The sequence below is a fragment of the Solidesulfovibrio sp. DCME genome, assembly GCF_049995385.1.
Classification (GTDB): domain Bacteria; phylum Desulfobacterota; class Desulfovibrionia; order Desulfovibrionales; family Desulfovibrionaceae; genus Solidesulfovibrio.
On the sequence record NZ_CP188261.1, the window covers coordinates 836699 to 856766 of the forward strand.

Below are 20068 nucleotides of genomic sequence, written 5' to 3' on the forward strand. Positions count from 1 at the left end.
TGGCCGATCATTTTCAGCGACACCCGCGCGCAGGCCCTCGCTGACGGCGTCCTGATCGACGTCATAAGCCCGGGGCACGGTTATTGGGTCTCGGACGCCTCCTCTCCCGGGGCCGGTAGGGCGGCGCGGGGGATGATCTTGAGGTCGAAGGCCGCGATGGAATAGATGACCGGGACCATGAGCAACGTGATGAACGTGGCCACGGTCAGGCCGCCGATCTGGGCGTAGCACAGCGGTTCCCACAACGGCCCGCCCGAGGCGGCCAGCGGGAAAAGCGCGATGACCGTGGCCCCGACCGTAATCATGACCGGCCGCAGGCGCAGGATGCCGGCGTCCAGGAGCGCCGTGCGCAAATCCTCGCCTTCCTCCAGTTTCTCCTCGATGAAATCGAACAGCACGATGACGTGGCTGACGATGACCCCGACCAGGCTGATGATGCCCAGAAAAGCCATGAAGCCGAAGGGCGCGCCCATGATGTACAGGGCCGCGATGGCCCCGGCCGCGCCGTAGGGAATGGCCGAGAACACGATCAGCGGCTTGATGGCGTTTTTGAACTGGAAAACAAGCGCCAGGTAGATGCCGGCCACGGATACGGCCAGGACCACGAGCAGGTCGTTGAAGCCGCTGACCTGTTTTTCGTGCTCGCCGCCGATCTCCAGCCGGATGCCGGGCGGCAGCTCCTTTTCAAACTGCCCGATGCCGGGCATGGCCGCCGCGATCACCTCCGAGGGCAAATGGCCGGGGGTGGGGAAGCAGGAGACCACGATGGTGCGGAACTGGTCGCGGCGGGCGATTTTCTCCGTGGCCGCGTCGAAGTCCAGGCGCGCCACCTGTCCGAGCGGCACGTGCTTTTCCGGGTTGGCCCGGGAGTAGACGTAGAGGTTGGCGATGTCGTTGACGCCCGCCCGTTCCTCGGCCCGCAACCGGACGACCACCGGGATGGAGAGCCTGCCCTCGGTCATGGTGGTGGCCTCCAGGCCGTTGATGGCCGCCATGGACGAGCGGGCCACGTCCTCGTTGGTCACGCCGGCCAGGTTGGCCCTGTCGGGATTGACTTTGAGCTTGGCCCGCAGGATGTCCGAGCCCCAATCGTCGCGCACGCGGTAGCTTTCCGGCAGGGCGCGCAGCAGGGTTTTGAGCTTTTCGGCCTGGGCCCGCAGTTCCGTCATGTTCTCGCCGGCGAGCCGTATCTGCACCGGCACGCCCACCGGTTCGCCGCTTTCGAGCTGGCGCACGTCGATGCGCGCCCCGGGGATGCGCGAGGTCAGCGCCGTCTGGAGCGGTTCCTGGAGCTTGGGTGTGAGCCACTTGTCCGTCACTTCGATCAGCACCTGGGCGTAGTTGGGCTGGGACTGCTCCGGGGAGACGGAGAACCAGAACCTGGGCCCGCCGCCGCCGACGAACGAGGTTACCTGGCGCAGCACCGTGGGCGGCTTGCCGTCCTTGCCGGGATGGGCCTTCTCGTAGTCGCCGATGGTTTCCTTGATGATCCCCTCGACCTGCTGGGCGGTATAATCCGTGGACTTGATGGAGGCGTCCTCGGGCAGCCAGACGTCGACATAGAAGAGGTAGGACAGGTCATTGGGGAAAAACTGGGGCTTGAGCTGCGTTTGCAGGTAGAAGCCGCCGGCCACGGGCAGCAGGGAAAGAAGGAGCACCCAGTAGCGGTGGTCGATGAGAAAGCCGCCCAGGCGGTAGTAGAAACCGGAAAACCCCTTGGTGCGGCGCTCCTGTTCCGTGGGCTGGGGCTTGGCCGAGGGCCGCAGCAGATAACGGCCCAGGAAGGGGATGAAGCTCATGGAGGCCAGCCGCGAGGCTAGAAGCGACGCGGTGATGACCACGGGCATGGTGTAGAGGTAGCGGCCGGTGTCCCCCTTGAGCAGCAGGAAGGGGAGGTAGGCGATGCAATTGGTGATGGTAGCGTAGAGGATGGCCCGGGCCAGCTTGGTGGGGCCGAGCCAGGCGGCTATTCCCGGTGGATGCCCGAGCGCCAGGTCCCGCTTGATGGCGTCGTTGGCCACCACCGGGTCGTCCACGAGAAGCCCCAGGGCCAGGATCAGCGAGGCGATGGACACCTGCTGCAAATCCAGATGCACCAGGTGCATCATGCCGAAGGTCATGGCCAGGGTGATGGGGATGGACAGGGCCATGAGCAGGGCCGAGCGCCATTCCCAAAAGCCGACAAGGGACACCAGGACCACCAGCCAGACCGCGTCGCCAAGGGCTTCCAGGAAGAGTTCCACGTTCTCCTCGACCTGCCTGGGCTGGTCCGAGGTGCGGGCCATGATCAGGTCCTCGGGCAGGTTGGCCGCCACCTCGGCCAGGGCCGCGTCGACTTTTTCGGAGAATTCGCTGATCTGCTTGCCCTGGCGCATGTTCACGGCCAGCGTGATGCCAAGGGCCCGCTGCCATTTGCCTTCCTTGTCCTTGTACACGTAATAATTGAGGTTTTCCGGCGGGCTGCGGTAGGCGCGCTCCATGTCCGTGATGTCCTGGAGATAGGCCCCGGTTCCGGAGCCCGAGGCGGCGATCATGGTGCGGCCGATCTGCGCTTCGCTGGTGTAGCGGCCGGAGGGGTCGATGACGATGTTCTGGCCGGAAAACTCGATGGCGCCGCCCGAGGTGGAGGCGTTGCGCGCGGCAAGGGCATCCTTGATGCGCCAGGGGTCGACGCCGTAAGCGGCAAGCCGCCGCTGGGAGTAGTCAAGGAAGACCGTTTCCTGTTGCACGCCCCAGCGCGTGACCTTGGACACGATGGGCACGCCCAGCAGCCGGCGGGCGATCTTGTCGGTGTAGGCCTCGAGCTGGCGGTAGCCGTACTTGGACCCGGCCACGGCGGTCAGGGCGGCCCTGGCGTCGGAAGGTTCGCGGATGACGGCCGGGTCCCAGATGTCCGGGCTTATTTCCGAGACATGTTCGTGGGTCTCGGCAAAATCAAAGACCCCTTGCCGCAGCGTTTCGGCCGCAACCAGGGCGCGGCCGTCGATGACCACCAGGTTCGGCGCGATCGTGGTCAGCACATCGGACAGCAGGCCCTTGGCGCTCAGGTATTCGGCCAGAAGGTCGGTCTGGCGCCGCACGAAAGCGGGGCTGGCGTTGTGGGAGAAGACCACGGCCAGGGCCAGGCGGTCGCCCGTTTCCCCCGTGGCGGCGGCGCGCTTGCGCATTTCCGTGAGCACCCGGGCCGTCTCCCGGGCGCGCAGGTCCACCTCGACCTCGGACACCGGCGGCGAGGCCACGGTCAGCATCAGGGCCGCCGTGTCGCCGAAGTCCTTCATGAAGACCACCGGGCCCGCGCCCTCGGGCAGGTCCAGGATGCCGCGCAGGCGCAGGTCGATGTCGTCGAAGACCTCGCCCGTCTCCTCGATGTCCTCGGTCAGCTCCACGGTGATGACCGAAAGCCCGGTGCGGGAGGTGGACAGGAGGCGTTTGACGTGGGTGTTGCCGGCGATGGTCTGTTCGAGCCGGCGCGTGACCTGCTGTTCCACCCGTTCGGCCTCGATGCCTGGCCAGGGGCAAAGGACCATGGCCACGCGCACGGCCAGGTAGGGATCCTTGCGCTGGGGCATGGCCATGAGCCCGAAATAGCCCCACACCAGCACGAGCAGGAGCAGTATGGCCGAGATGTGCGGGTTTTCGACGCAGTAGCGGGCGAGGTTGTGCGTTTTGGCGATGCGCGTTGTGTCGGGGGCGTGGTTGCTCATGCCCGCCCCCTATTTGATGACGCGCACGGGCGCGCCGTCGTGGACCAGGGTCGCTCCGGTGGTGATGACGCGCGCGCCGGGAGGCGGCCCCGAAGCCAGGGTCACCCGGTTGCCGAGCACGTCGTCGATGGCCACCTTGCTGGCCTTGGCCGTGGCCGCGCCGTCCTTTTCCTCCAGCAGGTAGACCAGGAAGCCGTTAGGATCGCCCGGGTCGCGCACCACGGCGCTGATGGGCAGGACCAGTTTGGAGGCGACGTCGCCGGCCAGGGTGGCCGAGGCGATCATGCCGTCGCGCAGGCGCAGCTCCGGATTGGCGATGCGGACCTCCACGTCGAAGACGCGGCTTTTGGGGTCGGCCGAGGGCGAGACGGCCGAGACGACGCCGTGAAACGTCTCGCCCCCCAGGGCCTCGACCCGCACGGGCACGGCATCGCCGAGCTTGACCTGGCGCAGTATGTAATCCGGCACGCCGAAGACGGCCTTGACCATGGACAGGTCGCCGAGGGTGAAGGCCAGGGCGCCGGGACTGACGAGGCTTCCTTTCTCGATGGCGCGGGCGAGCACGGTGGCGTCCAGGGGGGCGCGCAGCACGCAGTCGCGCAGTTGGATGGCCGCCTCTTCGATCTGGTGGGTGGTGCGGTCCACGGTGGCCCGGTAGTAGTCGAGTTTTTCCTTGGCCTTGTCGAGTTCGCTCTTGGCCACCACCCGCTGGTTGTACAGGGATTGGTAGCGCTCGAAATTGATGCTGGCCTCGCGCAGGGAGGCCAGCTCCTCCTCCCGGGCGGCGGTGGCCTTTTTAAGGGTGGCCTGGGAGTCGTCCTCGCGCAGCGCCGCCAGCACCATGCCCGTGGTCACCTTGTCGCCCTTTTGCAGGATATGCGGCTTGCCGTCGGGCCCCGGGGCGGTGGCGATGTCTTTCACGTAGCCCCCGACCTTGAAGGCCATGTCCAGGCGTTCGTCCGGAATCAGGCTGGCCGAATAGGTGAGGGAATCCCCCACGGGCACGGCCTCGATCAGGGCGATTTCGACCGGGGTGGGCGGTTTGACGAACGGCTTTTTTTCCTCGTTGCAGCCCGGCAGCAGGCCGAAGAGCAACAACAGGCACAGCGGCAGCAGGGAGCGGAAGGTCCTTTCCGTATGAGGCGAGCGTTTCATGACCACGTCATCCCCTTCCCCCCTGGTCGGGGGCGGTTCGTCACAACCAAACGAAGGCCGGCGTTGCCCCTCAGTACGTGGTGGTGCGCCAGGATGCCGCGACAAGCGGCGCGAGCGGTTCCACGGGCAGCGGCTGGGCGGCCGTTTCCTGTCCGATGCAAAGGAGCTGTGGCCGGTCCTTGGCCAAGCGCGGCCAGGCCGGCAAACCCGAGCCATTCGGATCGCCGCGTTTGGCGAAATCCGTCCAGTAGGTCCGCATGCGGCGGGCGATGTCCCGGTCCGCGTCGTCAAAGCCCAGATACCAGGGCGTGAAGCCGAACAGGGGAAACAGGTCGGCGCTGTGGGGCACGCCGGCCTGGGCGGCCGTGACCCCGGACGCGCCCGATTCGTCCTTGAGCACGCCCAGCGCCCCGCCCGGCGGCGGCGCGGTGAAGCGGTACAGCCACACCGGCCGGCCGGCCTCGGCCATGGCCTGGGCGAAAAAGACCGAAAAAGCCGTGAACCAGCGCGCCGTGATCAGCCGCGACAGATCGGTCCGCAAATCCTCGGCCCTGCCCGGAACCAGGGCCAGGACCTTGTCCGCATCCGGGCCGAAACGCCGTTTCACGAGCCGGGAATAGGCCCCGGGCGTCTCCACCGGCGGCAGAAGCCCCGGTACAAAGAGCGATCCCTCGTCCGTGGTCGTGCCGAGAAGAAGCGGCTTGTCCGGCAGCGCCCCGCGTCCGATCCGTTCCAGGGGATGGGCCGGCACCACCACGCCGTCCACGGTGGGGCAGAAAAGCAGTCCCGCCACTTCCATGGCCAGGCCCGGGTCCGGGGCCGAGGCGGCCAGGATCGCGTCCACGTCCGCGGCGCGCAGGGCGGCCAGGATCGTCTTGTCGTCAGCGGCCGGGTCGATGCCGAGCCTGCGGGTGAATTCCACGCCCACCGCCTCGGCCGCGACCGTGTCCCGGACCGGTTCCCGTAGCGGTCGCAACGCGCCCGGTCCGACCGGGCTTTGGGCGATGGCTCGGGCGAAAAGTCCCGCCGCCTCAGGCCGGAAAAGGTGCAGCACCACCGAGGTGGCCCCGGCCGACTGGCCGAAGATGGTGACGTTGGCCGGGTCGCCGCCGAAAACGGCGATGTTGCGCGACACCCAGGCGAGCGCGGCCTGCTGGTCGAGGAGGCCGTAGTTGCCGGATACGCCCCGGGGCGATTCGGCCGAAAGGGCCGGATGGGCCAGAAACCCCAGCGCGCCGAGCCGGTAGTTGCAGGTCACGACCACCACGCCTGTCTTGGCCAGGGTTGCCCCGTCGTAGACCGGCAGCGAACCCGAGCCGCTCAGGAACGCCCCGCCGTGGAAAAAGACCATGACCGGCAGGCCCTCGGCGGCGGGTTGAGCCGGTGTCCAGACGTTGAGTGCCAGGCAGTCTTCGCTGGTGTCCTCGTCCGCATCCGGCTGTGGGCAGGCCGGACCGAAATCGTCGCAGCAGCGGGGCTTGGCCCAGGGAGACGGAGGCGCGGGCGGACGGAAGCGCCGTTCGCCAACGGGCGGCGCGGCATAGGGAATGCCCTTGTAGACGCCGTCGTCGTTTTGGAGGATCGGCCCGCTGTCCAGGCGCAGCAGGCCGGCTTCGGACGCAGCCGTCCGGCCAAGGCCCAGAAACCGCAAACAGGCCTGGACAAGACGCGAGGTCATGCGGCGCTCCCGTGCCAAGCGAGAGCCGGGCGACGGCGCGACGGTAGTGGGGACAGCAAGGGCGCGCGAGGGGAAACCTTCGTGTTGGCCATACCTGCCTCGAACGGGTCGTCGAATCAGGACGGTTGCATGTTATTTGTCGGTGAACGATATGCGACGCCCTGTCCAGGCGACCCGATAAGCCGGCTTGCCGGCTACTCCTCGGCCATCTCCACCAGCTGCGAGGCCGCGCACGGCCCGGGCAGGGTGCAGTAGGGCGCGAAGAGCTTGAAAAAGGGCTCGGGTTCGAAGGCCCGCTCCGGGGCCATGACGCCCGGTCCCGGAGTCAGCCCGCGCAGGTGCATGATCCCGCCAAGGGCCAGCGGTACGCCGGTCATGGCCGCCATACCGGGGGGCGTTGCCGCAAGCGAAGCGGCCACGGTGCGCTTGACGCCGTCGCGTTGCCCCTCGCCGAGCACGAAGAAAAGTGGCAGCCGGGGGCCGTCCACCAGCCGCGACAGGGCCGTCAGCAAGGCCTCGATCCAGCCGGCCTTGGCGGCATTCCCGACGAGGTCCCGTCCAGCTTCTTCCAGGGTCATGCGGCCGGCGTCGATGGCGTTGCGGTAGTCGCGAAACAGGCCGATCCAGGCCGAGGGCATGACCATGCCGCAGTGGGTTTCGCGGACCTGGGGCCAGGAGTAGTGGAAGGAGACGGGCTCGGGATGGCCCACGGTGTAGATGGTGCGCCGCCCCCGGCCGGGGTAGTCGATGTCGAGGTCCGCCAGGGGCGCGCCGTCGATGAGCCGGCCGTCGCGGCACTCCAGGATCGTGCCCGAGCACTGCTCCATCCAGTGGATGACGGCGGCGGAAAATTCCAGGGTGTCCTCGGTCTTCTCCTCGATGTTCCAGCCGGCCACCAGCCGGTCGACCGTGTCCAGGCGGGAGACGACGCACGCCCCAAGCAGGTTGCTCAGGCCCGGGCTCGCGCCCATGCCGATTATGGCCGTGACCCCGGCTTCCCTGGCCGAGTTGTCCATGTCCAGCATGTCCCGGGTCGGGGCCGGGTCGTCGCAGATGTCGAGGTAGTCCGTGCCGGCTTCGATGGCGGCGCGCAGCACCGGAGGGCCGAAGCGGAAAAACGGGCCCACGCAGTTGAGTACCAGGTCCGAGCGTCCCATGAGCGCCACCAGCGCTTCGTGGTCCGTGACGTCCACGGCCACGCCCTCGGCCTTGCCCCGGCACTGCAAGGCCACCCGGGCGGCGTCGGTCCGCTCGAGGCTCGCCACGGTGAGCGTCCCGACCTCCTCGAAGGCGGCGATGGTTTTGGCGGCCAGAGCGCCCATGCCTCCGGCACCGAGGAGCAGCACCTTGTTGCCCATGTCGCATCCTCCCCGCGCGGGATATGCCCGACGGCGTCACAGGGTTGGCTGGCGGGCCGGGCGGCTGCGTCCGGTCCCGGCAAGGCACGAGCAGGCGGAACAACAAGCAATGCCGGTGGGAAGCCGGCGCGGCAGGACCACATTCCCGGCGGTCCTGGCGAACGGCGTTGGATGCAGCGCTTTACAACCACCTAGCAGGGCTTGTGGCATCCGGCAAGTAGCGCCAGCAGGGCATGCTGTCCCAATCCTGTGGCGCGACAGTCCGTGGCGGCCTGGTTCTTGTGGCCGTAATACGCCCTGTTGCCTTTGCGCAGCCGGGCCGCGTCGGCATTGCCGGAGGAGCTGACGGTCCCATCCGGCCGGTGAGCGGAATCTTCCACGCGAGCCTCGGGCAGCACGTCGAGCACTTTGCGTGCGCGACGTGCGCGAGAAACGACGCCGGCGTCTGCGATGGCGCCTTCGCGGCCCAGCAGGCCGGGAAGCAGGATCACGAACTCCTCGCCGCCGTAACGGGCCACCAGTTCCCCCGCGCCTTGGGCAGCCCCCTGCAACGCCTGGGCGATCCGCTTGAGGCACGCATCGCCGGCGAGATGGCCGTAATGATCATTGTAGGCCTTGAATTGATCCACATCCAGCAACAATACGGCCAGTGGCAGCCGGTGGCGCAAGGCGCGGTTCCATTCGCCTTGAAAAGTCTCGTCGAACATGCGCCGGTTGGCCAGGCCGGTCAGGCCGTCGGACGCGCTGAGCCGTCGCAGCTTGCTATTGGCCTGCGACAGTTCCTGGGTCCGTTGCCTGACCTGTCCGTGCGGATCACCCACGAGGCCGCCCGTGGCCGGGTGCGCATCGACGTCGCGGATACCGGCCAGGGCATCCCGCCGGATCGCCGAGGCCAACCGGAAGGCGGCCAAGGGGTTTACGCCCCAGGCCATGGACCTGCTCCTCAAGTACGGCTGGCCCGGCAACGTGCGGGAACTCGAAAACGCGGTGGAGCGGGCGGTCGTGCTCATGCCCGGCGATTTCGTCACGCAAAGGGAACTGCCGCGTGGCCTCGCCCAGGCACCCGCGCCGCAGCACCCGCAGCCAGGCCCGGGGGAGGTACGGGCCGGGCCGGCGGCGATCCAGCCCCTGGAAACGGTCGCACGCCAGGCCATCCTGGCCGCGCTCGAGGTGACGGGCGGCAACAAGACCGAGGCGGCCAAACAGCTCGGCATCAGGCGCAAGACCCTTTTGGCGAAGTTGCATCGGTGAGGGTTGCAAAGGGTAGGTGAGGCCGGTTCGATTCCAGGCTGTAAAACCGCAATAAAGGGCCTCGCCCGGGCCAACGAACCAGCGGGTCCGCCTTGCCGGCGGACCCGCTGCGTTTCCTTGCGCCCCTCGACGGGAGGGGACGCAGGCCGCCATGGCGTCGATTCGCGCTGCCGCCCTACGGAGCGGTGATCTCCAGCCGGCCGATCAGGCCCCCCGTCAGCCGGAAGGCGAAACGCAAGGGCACAGGGCTGCCGGCGAAGTTGCCGGAAACCGTGGCCATGACCACGGCCTCTTCCCCGCTGAGTTGGACGGAGACGGGCTCCACATGCGGCTGGTACTGTTCGGAGGTTTCTTTTTCCCAGGCGCCAATGGCCGCGTGGCCGCGCCGTTCCCGTTTTTCATCGATGACAACGGCATCCTCGGCGAAGCAGGGCAGCATGGCCGTGGCGTCGTGGCTGTTGGCCGCCGTGAAGTACCCGGCGATGGCGGTGGGCAGTGCGATGGGCATGACGTTTTCCTTGTGTGTTCTGTTGTCGGGCACCCCATTGTGACCCTGGCCCCATGCTCGGGCAGGCCCCTGACAACCCCGTGTCAGCAGGGGCGGCGGGGCCATGGCTGTGGCCATAGGGCTGTCAGGGGCGGGGGCCACCCTGGCCGGCGTCCGTCAACCCTATGCAAAGGAGATCGCCATGTTCGCCGTGTATTGCGAGAAGCCAAACGAAGCCGAGCCGCTCCGGGCGCTCGAGGTGGGGCAGCGCCCGGAACCGGAAATCCCCGAGGGGTGGGTGCGGGTACGCGTCACGCATGCGAGCCTCAACCGCCACGACATCTTCACCCTGCGCGGCATCACCGGCCAGGACACGCCCATCCCCTTCCCCATGATCCTCGGCAACGATGCCGTCGCCCGCCATGGCCTGGCGCCGCAGATCGCGCGGGTGTTGCCCATGGAGCGGGCCCGGGAAGGCTTTGCGGCCATGTGGGAAGGGCGCCTTGGCGGCAAGATCGTCTTGACGCGCTCGTGTGGCGTCCCATAAGAAATACGATCGTATTTTTTAAGAAAAAACAGCTATTCTCATTCGTTGCGCTTCAACAAGTATATGACTTTTTCGAGGACGCGACCCTAGGTCGTGGTCGGCCCGCCCCGGTGGTGCCTGGCCGCGGCTTCGGCCAGGGTGGCGATGCGCTCGCGCAGTGCCGCCGGCTCGATCACCGTGGCCAGGGGGCCAAAGGCCAGCAGCCAGGCGGCGAGGGGCCCCCAGTCCACGGTGGCCAGGCGCAGGACCGTGTCGCCGCCTGGCGCCCGGGGCCGGCCCTCGTCCACGCCGAGCCACCACTCCCGCCTGGCGCGGTCCGCGGCGTCGGGATGGAAGCGCACCAGGGCGTGCAGGCCGGGACGCGGCATGTTCTCGCGGACATAGGCCGCCGGGTCGAAGTCGCCGCGCAACACGAAACGTTCGCCGAGCATTTCCAGCTCGTGCATGCGGTCGAGGCGGAAATCGCGCAGTGCCTGGCGCAGGCGGCACCAGGCGATGAGGTGCCAGCGGCCGAGGTAGTAGAGCAGCCCCAGGGGTTCGACCACGCGTTGCACGGCGTCCGTTTTGCCGTGGCCCTGGTAGCGCAGGCGAAGGGCCCGGCAGCGGACGAGGGCCTTCTGGATCAGGCCAAGGTCCGCTTGCTGGGCCGGGGGCGGCGTTGCGGCCGCACTGCCCATGCCGTGCATGAGACGAGCCAGTTCGTCGCGGCGCGCCGCAGGCAGCACGGCCCGTATTTTCTGCAGGGCGGTGGCCACCTGGCCGGACAGGGACGAGGCCGCCGTGCGCTCGAGCAGCATGGCGCCGGTCGCCAGGGCGAAGGCTTCCTCCTCGGAGAAGTTGACCGGCGGCAGCAGATAGCCCCGCATGAGGGAGAAGCCGACGCCGGCCTCGGCCAGCACCGGCACGCCGGCCTCGGCCAGCGCCTTCATATCCCTGTAGATCGTACGCTGGCTCAGGCCGAAGTGCGCAGCCATGGAGGCGGCCGTGGCAAACCGGCGCGATTGCAGAAAAAGGATCAGGCCGAGCAGGCGGTCAAGTCTGGGCATGGCTGGGTCTGCATCCGCGGCTCGTTGTGGGCACAAGGGTTTCGACACTAGGCGTCGGCCCGGGTCGGGGTCAATCCCGGGCAACGGCCAGGTGTCGCATGCGTCCCGTTCCCGCGGCATTCGCCCAACCGCCGCCTTTCGGCCGGCAGGTTGCCCTGCGGCGTGCCACAGCGGGCGGAGCGCGGCCGGGTCCTGGCCGCCGGGGAAACCCGCGGCCCCGGCGCGCTATAACGCCTCGCCCGCGGCCGCTGCGACCAGCCCCGGGCGAATGACCTGGCCGGGTTGCGGCGCGGCGTACCGGGGGGGGCGAAGACGGGCATACGGGAAGCGTATTGCCTTTTCCGATCGAAGGTTCGCCTATCGATATGCACTATGAATTTGCCATCGCCGCTCGATTCTTGCTCTAATGTAACATTCCATTTCGTCCCAACACACGGAGGTCCGCATGCGCATCCTGATCGTGTCCCGGGCATTCCTGCCGGCCTTGCTCTGCCTGCTCCTGGCCGCCCCCGTCGCCATGGCCGGCGAACTGGACAGGTTTGCCGGCCTGTCCGGCAACCTGGATATCGCCGGCGGCACGGCGCATATTCCGGTGATGAAGGAAGCGGCCAAGCGGATCATGACCGCCAACCCCAACATCCGCATCACCGTGGCCGGCGGCGGCTCGGGCGTCGGCGTGCAGCAGGTCGGCGAGGGGTTGGTTGCCATCGGCAACACCGGCCGGGCCCTGACCCCCGACGAAACGGCAAAATACGGCCTGGTCTCGTTCCCCTTCGCCATCGACGGCGTGGCCGTGGCCGTCAATCCCGCCAATGCCGTCGCCGCCCTGACCACGGCCCAGGTCCGGGGCATCTTCGCCGGCAAGGTGCGCAACTGGAAGGACGTGGGCGGCGCCGATGCCCCGATCCATCTCTATACGCGTGACGAGGCCAGCGGCACCCGGGAAGTCTTCTGGGAAAAGATGCTCGGCAAAGGGGAAATCGCCGCTTCGGCCAATGTGGTCGCCTCCAACGGCGCCATGAAGACGGCCATCGCCAAGGACAAGGACGGCATCGGCTATGTCGGCATCGGGCATATCGATCAGACCGTCAAGGCGCCCCTGCTCGATGGTGTGGCCCCCACCCAGGAAAACGCCGCCAGTGGCGCCTATCCCGTGACCCGCAAGCTCTACATGAACACCAAGGGCAAGCCGGCCGGGCTGACCGAGGCCTTCGTCGCCTACATCCTCGGCCCGGATGGCGCTGTCCTGAGCCAGGCCGCCGGGTACATTCCGCTCCAGTAGCCGGCCATGGGCGAAGACGGCGTCCGTCGCGGCGAGGGCAGGCTGGGCCGGGCCGCCTGGCTGGCCGCCCTGTACGGGGCCACCGGGCTGTGCGCCCTGGCCGTGGCCGCCGTCTTCGCTTTCCTGCTCTATTTCGCCGCCCCGGTATTCGTTGCCGGCAAGGCGGCTTCGGTGCTGTCGCTTGCCTGGCGCCCCATGGACGGCGCGTTCGGCATCCTGGCCATGGCCGCGGCATCCTTGGCCCTGGCCGCCTCGGCCATGCTGATTGCCTTGCCGGTTGGCATCGGGCTTTGCTGCTTTATCTGCGGATCGGGCGCGCCCACGGCCGCCCGCCTGGCCCTGGGCCTTGTCCGGTTTATGACCAGCATCCCCACGGTGGTCTACGGCTTCGTTTCGGTTTTTGCCCTCACGCCCCTGGTACAGATCGCGTTCCGCGACTCCTCGGGGTTTTGCTGGCTCACGGCCGGGCTGACCCTGAGCCTGCTCGTGCTGCCGACGGTGGTGCTGCTTCTGGAAGGGCCGCTGCGCCTGGCCTGGGAGCGCACGGAACTGGTTGCCGCCGCCTTGGGGCTCGACACCGCCCGGACCCTGCTCCACGTGGTGCTGCCCCTGGCCCGCCGGGCCGTGGCGGCCGCGGCCGTTTTGGGCTTCAGCCGGGCCGTGGGCGACACCCTCGTTGCGCTCATGCTCGCTGGCAACGCGCCCCAACTGCCGCTCTCGCCGCTCGATTCCATCCGCACGCTCACCGCGCACATCGCCCTGGTCGTGTCCACGGAGAGCGGTTCGCGGGCCTACAACTCCCTGTTCGCGGCCGGTTTGCTGCTGCTGGGCACAGCCACGGCCGTGAACCTGGCCATGCAGTTTTTGCTGCGGAAACCGGCATGACGCCGCCCCGCTGCGTTTACGCCCTTTTCCCCTGGTTTTGCCGGGCTTGCGCCTGTGGCCTTGCCGTGGCCCTGGCCGGCCTGTTCGGCTTTTTGCTGTACCGGGGGCTGGGGACGCTCGGGCCGTCGCTGCTTTTCGGCGAGGCCGACCCCTGGCGGGCGATGTGGCTGCGCGTTGCGGTCATGGAGGGGCTGTGGCCGGCCTGCCTGGGGACCCTTGGCCTGTTGGGCCTGACCTGCCTGTTTGCCGTGCCGGTCGGCATCGCGGCCGGCGTCTGCCTGGCCGAGTACGCCACCGGGCGCACCAAGGCCGGGCTGACGTTTTGCGTGGACCTGCTCGCCAGCATCCCCTCGGTGCTCATGGGCCTTTTCGGTTTCACCCTCGTTTTGTTCCTGCGCCGCACGATCCTGCCGGCGGCCAACACCTGCCTGCTGCTGGCCGCCGGCTGCCTGGCCCTGCTCGTCTTGCCCTACCTGGTCAGCGCCACCCAGAAAAGCCTGGAAAGCCTGCCGCAATCCCTGCGCCTGATCGGGCCGAGCCTGGGGCTTGGCCACGGCCGCACCATCCGCCACATTTTGTTGCCCGCGGCGGCGCGGTCCATCCTGGCCGGGGTGATCCTGGCCGTGGGCCGGGCCGCCGAGGACACGGCCGTGATCCTGCTGACCGGCGTCGTCGCCAACGCGGGCGCGCCGGCCGGGCTGACGGGCAAGTTCGAGGCCTTGCCCTTCACCATCTACTACCTGGCGGCCCAGTACCAGACGCCCCAGGAACTGGACCGGGGCTTCGGCGCGGCCATCGTGCTCCTGGCCCTGACCGGCAGCCTGTTTGCCGGCGCCCATCTGCTCCATGCGACCCTGCGGCGGCGCTGGCGGGACTGCCCATGACGGAAAACGGGTTGGCCGGGGTGGTCACGGATTTGCGCGTTGCGTTCGGCCGGCGCGTCGTCCTCGACGGTGTCCGCCTGGACATCGCGGCCGGCGCGGTCACCGTGGTGCTGGGCCGTTCGGGCTCGGGCAAGACCACCTTGCTGCGGGCGCTCAACCGCCTCAACGAGCGCTTTCCCCACTGCCGCACCGAGGGGCGGGCGCGGCTTCGCCTCGACGGCGGCTGGCGGGAGCTCTACGGCCCCGGGGCCATGGACGGCGATGCCCTGCGCGCCCGGGTGGGCATGGTGTTCCAGACGCCCAACGTCCTGCCCGGCAGCATCCGGCGCAACATGACCCTGGCGCTGCGGCTCGTGGCCGGGCTGTCGCGCGAAAAGGCCCGGGAACGCATGGAGCGGGCACTGGTCGAGGCCCATTTGTGGGCCGAGGTCGCGGACCGCCTGGACGAAAACGCCCTGCGCCTTTCCGGCGGCCAGCAGCAACGGCTGTGCCTGGCCAGGGCCCTGGCCTTGGAGCCGGGCATCCTGCTGCTCGACGAGCCGACCGCTTCCCTGGATTACGTGGCCGCCGGCCGGATCGAGGAATTGCTGGTGTCCCTTGCCCCCCGCCGCACGCTGGTGCTGGTCTCCCACAGCCTGGCCCAGGCCCGGCGCCTGGCGGACAGGGCCGTGGTGCTGCGCCAGGGGACGATCGTGCGGGAGCTTGGGCGGGAGGAACTCCGGCAGCCGCAGGCCCTTAAGGCCTGCATCGAGGACATCACCTAAACGGAGGCGGCCATGGCGCTGTATGCGATTCCCGGCCAGGACCCCATCGAGGCCCGGCACCTGGTACTGGACTACAACGGAACCCTGGCCGCCGACGGCCTGCTCGTGGCGGGCGTGGCCGACCGCCTGCGGGAGCTCGCCCTCCCGCCGCACGGCCTCGCGATCCATGTGGTGACCGCCGACACCATGGGCACGGTGCGGCGGCAGCTCGACGGCCTGCCCTGCGTCGTGTCGGTCCTGGGGCCGGCGGCCCAAGATGTCGCCAAGCGGGAATACGTCCAAGGCCTTGGCGCATCCTCGGCCATCGCTGTGGGCAACGGGCAAAACGACCGCCTCATGCTGGCCGCGGCGGCCCTGGGCATTGCCATCGTCGGCGCGGAAGGGGCAGCGGTCCAGGCGGTCCTGGCCTCGCGGGTGGTGTGCCGCGACATTGCCTCCGCCCTGGATCTGTTGCGCTATCCAAAGCGCCTGGCCGCCACGTTGCGCCTTTAAGCCAAGCCCGGCCTGCCGACTGTAGGGGACGCGGATACTGCGGGCGAGCAGGCCATGGGTTGTGTCGTCATGCGTGGGCGAAAAGTGGCCGCAGCGGCGGAAAGCGGCGGAATTTGGATGGACAAGATCAAAAAAATTAACAATAATAATGTATTACAATAACCTATTGCTGCGAGCGAAGGAGATAGAAATGAAAAATGGGTTCCGTTTGCTGCTGGCCGCCTGTGTTCTGGCCCTGGCCTTGCCCGCCGCGACCTGGGCCGGCCAGAAACTCGAACCAAGCGGCCAGGGCCTGAACATCCTCTTCGATGCCGGCGGCGCGGTCGGCGAACCGTACGCCACCGTGGTGCAGCACGGCGCGGAACAGGCCGCCGCCGACCTCGGCTGTACGGTGAAGTTCGTCTATTCCGACTGGGACCCCCAGATCATGCTGGAGAATTTCAAGAAGTCCCTGGCCTCCAAGCCGGACGGTATCGTCGTCATGGGCCATCCCGGCGACGACGCCTACGCGCCGCTCATCGACGAGGCCGTCAAGAAGGGCATCGTCGTCACGGCCACGGACACCGAGTTGCCCAAGCTGACGGGAAAATACCAGTCCAAGGGCTTCGGCTACTCGGGCGTGGACAACAAGGCCCGGGGCATGGCCTTGGCCGCGGAGGCCTTGCGCCGGTTCGGCCTCAAGGCGGGCGACAAGGTGCTGGTGTGGGGGCTCAAAAGCAAGCCGACCCGGGGATTGAGCACCGTCGGCATCATCGAGACCCTGGAAAAAGCCGGGCTGGTCGTCGGCTACATGGAAATCACGCCGGAAATCGACAAGGACGCCTCGCTTGGCGCGCCGCTTTTGACCGCCTACCTGGCCGCCAACCCCGACACCAAGGCCGTGTTCATGGACCACGGCGCGCTCACCGGCCAGTTGGAGAACTTTTTCCGCGCCGCCGACCTGCCCCCGGGCAAGGTCCTCGGCTGCGGCTTCAGCCTTTCGCCGGCCACCGCCGCCGCCATTAAAAGCGGCTACGTCAGCCTCGTCGGCGACGGCCAGCCTTTCCTCCAGGGCTATCTGCCGGTGCTGCAGATCGTGCTGACCAAGAAGTACGGGTTCTCCGGCCTGGTCATCGAAACCGGGGCCGGCTTCGTGCACAAGGACAACATCGACTTCATCGCGCCCCTGGCCCAAAAGGGCTTACGCTAGTTTCCCCATACGCCGTTGCCCCGGCGGCCCGTGCGCCGCCGGGCCGACGGCCTGCCGTTTCGGCGGCGCAACCCCAGCGACAGAGGCCGCCGTGTCCGAACATCCCCCCGATGCCGCGCCGCTCCTCGCCTTGCGGGGCATCGGCAAATCCTTTGGCGGCATCCGCGCCCTCCACGACGTCTCGCTGCAACTGTGGCCCGGCGAGGTGCTGGCGCTTCTGGGCGACAACGGGGCCGGGAAATCGACCCTGGTCAAGATCCTGTCCGGGGTCCACGCACCCGATGCCGGGGAAATGCGCATCCGGGGCGAGAGCGTCCATTTCCGCTCCTACTGCGTGGAAACGGCGCGGCGCCTGGGCATCGAAACCGTGCACCAGGAACGCTCCCTGGGCGAACAGCAGCCCCTGTGGCGCAACGTGTTCGTGGGGCGGCACCTGGCCAATCGGCTCGGCTTCATCGACGTGCGGCGCGAAAAGGCCATCACCATGGACTTGCTGCGCCACAGGCTGGGCCTTCGCGCCAGGGGCCTCGATGCGGCCGCCGCCGTCGCCGTCCTGTCGGGGGGCGAGCGCCAGGGGCTGGCCATCGCCAGGGCCATGCACTTCCGGTCCGACATCCTTGTCCTCGACGAACCGACCACGGCCCTGTCGCTTGCGGAGACGCGCAAGGTGCTCGACTTCATGGGCCAGGTCCGGGCGGCCGGGCGGTCCTGCATCTTTATTTCCCACAATATGCGCCACGCCTACCTGGCCGCCGACCGCTTCGTCATCCTGGACCACGGCCGGGTCGCGGCCTGTTTCGCCAAGGCCGGCTGCGACGAGGAGACGCTGCTGGGCCGCGTCATGGATGCGGCCGGCTCCCGGAGCCCGGCGTGACGGGCGGGCGCCTGGGCCGCCTGCGCCCCTTTGCGCCGCAGCTCGGGGTGACTACCCTGCTGGTGCTGCTTTTGGCCGCCTTCATGGCCCTCGCGCCGGGGACGTTTCTGGGGGCGCGCATCTATCTTTCCTTCCTGTCCACGATTCCCTTTGCCACGCTGCTGGCCCTGGGGCTGACCTTTTGCGTGGTCGCGGGCGAGATGGACCTGTCGTTTCCCTCGGTCATGGCCGTCAGCGGCCTGGCCTTCGCCCTGGTTTCCAGGCAAACGGCCAGCCCGGCCCTGGGGTTGGCCGCGGCCCTGGCCATGGGGGCCGCCGCCGGCGCCCTCAACGGCTTCCTGGTGGTCCGCATCGGGGTCCCCTCCATCATCGCCACCATCGGCGCCCAGTTTTTCTGGCGCGGGGCGGCCATCGTCGCCGCCGACGGCCTGGCCGTGAACCTGGCCGACCTCCGGGGGACGGGCCTGCATGGCCTGCTCGTCGGCCGCCTTTTCGGGGAAATCCCGGCCCAGAGCCTGTGGTGCCTGGGGCTGGCCGTGCTGTTTTGGTTCGTGCTCAACCGCCACGTCTTCGGCGACGCCCTGCTTTTTATCGGGGACAATTTCCAGGCGGCGCGCATGATGGGCATCCGGACCGAGCGGACGCGCCTGTTCCTTTTCATCTTCATGGGAATGCTTGCGGCCTTCGTCTCCGTATGCATCTGCCTGGAGATGGCCAACTGGTGGCCGACCCAGGGCGAAGGCTACATGCTGCTGGTCTTCGCCTCGGTCTTTATTGGCGGCACGTCCGTTTTTGGCGGCAAGGGCACGCTGTACGGCACGGTCGTCGGCTCCATCATCATCGGCATCATCGAGGCCGGCATCATCGCCGCCGGGCTGGCCGGCTTCTGGACCCGCCTCGTGTACGGCCTGATCATCCTCGTGTCGGTCTCCGTCCACGCCCTGGCCCTCAAACACAAACGAACCTAGGTGCGCCATGCGAAAGATCGTCATCATCGGCGCGGGAAGCGTCATGTTCACCCGGCAGTTCCTGGCCGCCGCCTTTTCCTGCGACGCCCTGAAAGGCTGCACGGTGGTGCTGGAGGATGTCGACGCCGCGGCCCTGGAGCGGCCCCTGCGCCTTGCGCGGCGCATGATCGAGAGCCACGGCCTGGCGGCCACGGTGCGCGCCACCACGGACCAGCGCGAAGCGCTCACCGGCGCCGATTGCGTGCTGTGCACGATCCAGGCCGGCGGGCTCGAGGCCTGGCGGCTGGATATGGAGATCCCCCGGCACTACGGGGTGAGCCAGGAAGTGGGGGACACCCTGGGCCCTGGGGGCATCTTCCGGGCGCTGCGCCACATCCCCGCGCTTTTGTCCGTCCTGCGGGACATGGAGGACGTCTGCCCCGGGGCCCTTTGCATCAACAAGGCCAACCCGCTGGCCATGCTGACCTGGGCGGCGCGCCGGGCCTCGCCCATCCGGACCATCGGCCTGTGCTACGGCGTGACCTATACCGTGGCCCAGCTCGCCGGGTACCTCGGGATCGGCCCCTGGGTGGAGCACCCCCACACGCCCCAGGCCTGGGCCAGGCTCATGGACGCCGCGGTGCCCGAGGACGTGGACTACCTGTTTGGCGGCATCAACCACATGACGTGGATCCTGGCCCTGCGCCACAAGGGCCTGGACATGTACCCGGAAATACGGAAACTGCCGGACAGGCCCGAGGTCTATGCCGCCGATGGGGTGCGTTGCGAGATCCTGCGCCACTTCGGCCTGTGGTCCACGGAGAACCACTGGCATTTCACGGACTACGTTCCCTATTTCCGCAAGGATGCGGCAACCATCGACCGCTTCCTGCCGCGCCGCTGGAATCTCCTGGCCCTGGAACGCCAGGTTCATGCGTACGGGCAGGCGGAGATCGAGGCGCAACTGGCCGGGCAAAAGCCGTTGGACCTGCGCCGCAACGCCCTCAACGCCCCGCGTATCCTCGATGCCCTGGCCGGCGGCCAGGCGGCCCGGGTCAACGCCAACGTGCCCAATGACGGCCTGATCCCCAACCTCCCGGCCGACTGCGTGGTCGAGGTGCCCGTCCATGTCGACACCACGGGGCTGCACCCGGTGGCCGTGGGCAACCTGCCCCGGCAATGCGCGGCGCTTTGCCAGACAAACGTCAACGTCCAGGGGCTGGTCGTCGAGGCCGCCCTGGAAAAGCGCCCGGAAGCGGCCCTCCATGCCCTCTCCCTGGACCCCGTGACCGCCGCCGTCTGCACCCTCGACCAGATCCGCGACATGTTCGATGCCCTGCGCGCCGCCCAGAGCCGCTGGCTGGAACCGTGGTTGGCCGTGCCCGGTGCGGCGCGTTGACGGGCAAGCCCTGACGGGCCGCCGCACCACCGGGGCCTGGCCGTGGCCCTTCCCGGCAGGGGAGGCCCCGGCAACCCGCCCGGATGCGCCCTTTTGCCGCGACACCGCCGTCACATGGACAACTTC

The 20068-nt window shown here is 68.4% G+C and carries 18 protein-coding genes; 11 read left to right on the forward strand and 7 right to left on the reverse strand.

Annotated elements, in window-relative coordinates; genetic code table 11:
* Positions 1-80: 80 nt before the first annotated feature.
* The 5 genes from ACP59X_RS03540 to ACP59X_RS03560 form a co-directional block, all read right to left on the reverse strand.
* On the reverse strand, positions 81-3704 hold the full coding sequence (locus tag ACP59X_RS03540) for an efflux RND transporter permease subunit (RefSeq protein WP_428565117.1): 3624 nt from the start codon (positions 3702-3704) through the stop codon (positions 81-83).
* A gap of 9 nt (positions 3705-3713) precedes the next feature.
* Positions 3714-4859, reverse strand: a complete 1146-nt coding sequence (locus ACP59X_RS03545) for an efflux RND transporter periplasmic adaptor subunit (protein WP_428565119.1) — start codon at positions 4857-4859, stop codon at positions 3714-3716.
* Between the two features lie 70 nt (positions 4860-4929).
* A complete protein-coding gene (locus ACP59X_RS03550) occupies positions 4930-6537 on the reverse strand; it encodes a carboxylesterase/lipase family protein (RefSeq protein ID WP_428565121.1) in 1608 nt (535 codons plus the stop codon).
* Between the two features lie 194 nt (positions 6538-6731).
* Positions 6732-7895, reverse strand: a complete 1164-nt coding sequence (locus tag ACP59X_RS03555; protein ID WP_428565123.1) for a saccharopine dehydrogenase family protein — start codon at positions 7893-7895, stop codon at positions 6732-6734.
* A gap of 191 nt (positions 7896-8086) precedes the next feature.
* Positions 8087-8827 (reverse strand): diguanylate cyclase, encoded by a 741-nt coding sequence (locus tag ACP59X_RS03560; RefSeq protein ID WP_428565125.1) that lies wholly within the window; start codon positions 8825-8827, stop codon positions 8087-8089.
* Here ACP59X_RS03560 and ACP59X_RS03565 point away from each other — a divergent pair.
* Complete coding sequence (locus ACP59X_RS03565) at positions 8826-9146, forward strand: AAA-type ATPase lid domain-containing protein (RefSeq protein ID WP_428565127.1); 321 nt, start codon at positions 8826-8828, stop codon at positions 9144-9146. The two genes, ACP59X_RS03560 and ACP59X_RS03565, sit on opposite strands and share 2 nt — an antisense overlap.
* Before the next feature lie 175 nt (positions 9147-9321).
* Here the strand turns inward: ACP59X_RS03565 and ACP59X_RS03570 are convergent, their stop codons facing one another.
* Positions 9322-9654 carry a nuclear transport factor 2 family protein gene (locus ACP59X_RS03570; RefSeq protein ID WP_428565129.1) on the reverse strand — a complete coding sequence of 111 codons (333 nt, stop codon included), beginning with the start codon at positions 9652-9654 and terminating at the stop codon, positions 9322-9324.
* Between the two features lie 181 nt (positions 9655-9835).
* On the opposite strand from ACP59X_RS03570, the gene ACP59X_RS03575 reads away from it, so the two are divergent.
* Positions 9836-10180, forward strand: coding sequence for a hypothetical protein (locus ACP59X_RS03575; protein ID WP_428565131.1), 345 nt, complete (start codon positions 9836-9838; stop codon positions 10178-10180).
* 86 nt (positions 10181-10266) lie between these two features.
* Here the strand turns inward: ACP59X_RS03575 and ACP59X_RS03580 are convergent, their stop codons facing one another.
* On the reverse strand, positions 10267-11226 hold the full coding sequence (locus tag ACP59X_RS03580) for a helix-turn-helix transcriptional regulator (protein WP_428565133.1): 960 nt from the start codon (positions 11224-11226) through the stop codon (positions 10267-10269).
* 445 nt (positions 11227-11671) lie between these two features.
* On the opposite strand from ACP59X_RS03580, the gene ACP59X_RS03585 reads away from it, so the two are divergent.
* The 9 genes from ACP59X_RS03585 to melA all read left to right on the forward strand — a co-directional run bounded on the left by ACP59X_RS03585 (position 11672) and on the right by melA (position 19942).
* Complete coding sequence (locus tag ACP59X_RS03585; protein ID WP_428565135.1) at positions 11672-12508, forward strand: phosphate ABC transporter substrate-binding protein; 837 nt, start codon at positions 11672-11674, stop codon at positions 12506-12508.
* A gap of 6 nt (positions 12509-12514) precedes the next feature.
* The gene (locus tag ACP59X_RS03590) at positions 12515-13393 is read left to right on the forward strand and encodes an ABC transporter permease subunit (RefSeq protein WP_428565137.1); all 879 of its coding nucleotides are present in this window, start codon (positions 12515-12517) and stop codon (positions 13391-13393) included.
* Positions 13390-14277 (forward strand): PstA family ABC transporter permease, encoded by an 888-nt coding sequence (locus ACP59X_RS03595; RefSeq protein ID WP_428565139.1) that lies wholly within the window; start codon positions 13390-13392, stop codon positions 14275-14277. The genes ACP59X_RS03590 and ACP59X_RS03595 overlap by 4 nt, the downstream gene beginning before the upstream one ends.
* Positions 14274-15041: a phosphate ABC transporter ATP-binding protein gene (locus tag ACP59X_RS03600; protein ID WP_428565141.1), complete on the forward strand. Its 768-nt coding sequence runs from the start codon at positions 14274-14276 to the stop codon at positions 15039-15041. Before ACP59X_RS03595 ends, ACP59X_RS03600 begins: the two co-directional genes overlap by 4 nt.
* Positions 15042-15053: 12 nt before the next feature.
* Positions 15054-15533, forward strand: coding sequence for an HAD family hydrolase (locus tag ACP59X_RS03605; protein ID WP_428565143.1), 480 nt, complete (start codon positions 15054-15056; stop codon positions 15531-15533).
* Positions 15534-15723: 190 nt separating this feature from the next.
* The gene (locus ACP59X_RS03610; RefSeq protein WP_428565145.1) at positions 15724-16722 is read left to right on the forward strand and encodes a sugar ABC transporter substrate-binding protein; all 999 of its coding nucleotides are present in this window, start codon (positions 15724-15726) and stop codon (positions 16720-16722) included.
* A gap of 91 nt (positions 16723-16813) precedes the next feature.
* Positions 16814-17596: an ATP-binding cassette domain-containing protein gene (locus ACP59X_RS03615; RefSeq protein WP_428565147.1), complete on the forward strand. Its 783-nt coding sequence runs from the start codon at positions 16814-16816 to the stop codon at positions 17594-17596.
* A complete protein-coding gene (locus tag ACP59X_RS03620; RefSeq protein WP_428565150.1) occupies positions 17593-18564 on the forward strand; it encodes an ABC transporter permease in 972 nt (323 codons plus the stop codon). Before ACP59X_RS03615 ends, ACP59X_RS03620 begins: the two co-directional genes overlap by 4 nt.
* Before the next feature lie 7 nt (positions 18565-18571).
* On the forward strand, positions 18572-19942 hold the full coding sequence (melA, locus tag ACP59X_RS03625) for an alpha-galactosidase (protein ID WP_428565152.1): 1371 nt from the start codon (positions 18572-18574) through the stop codon (positions 19940-19942).
* Positions 19943-20068 lie beyond the last annotated feature (126 nt).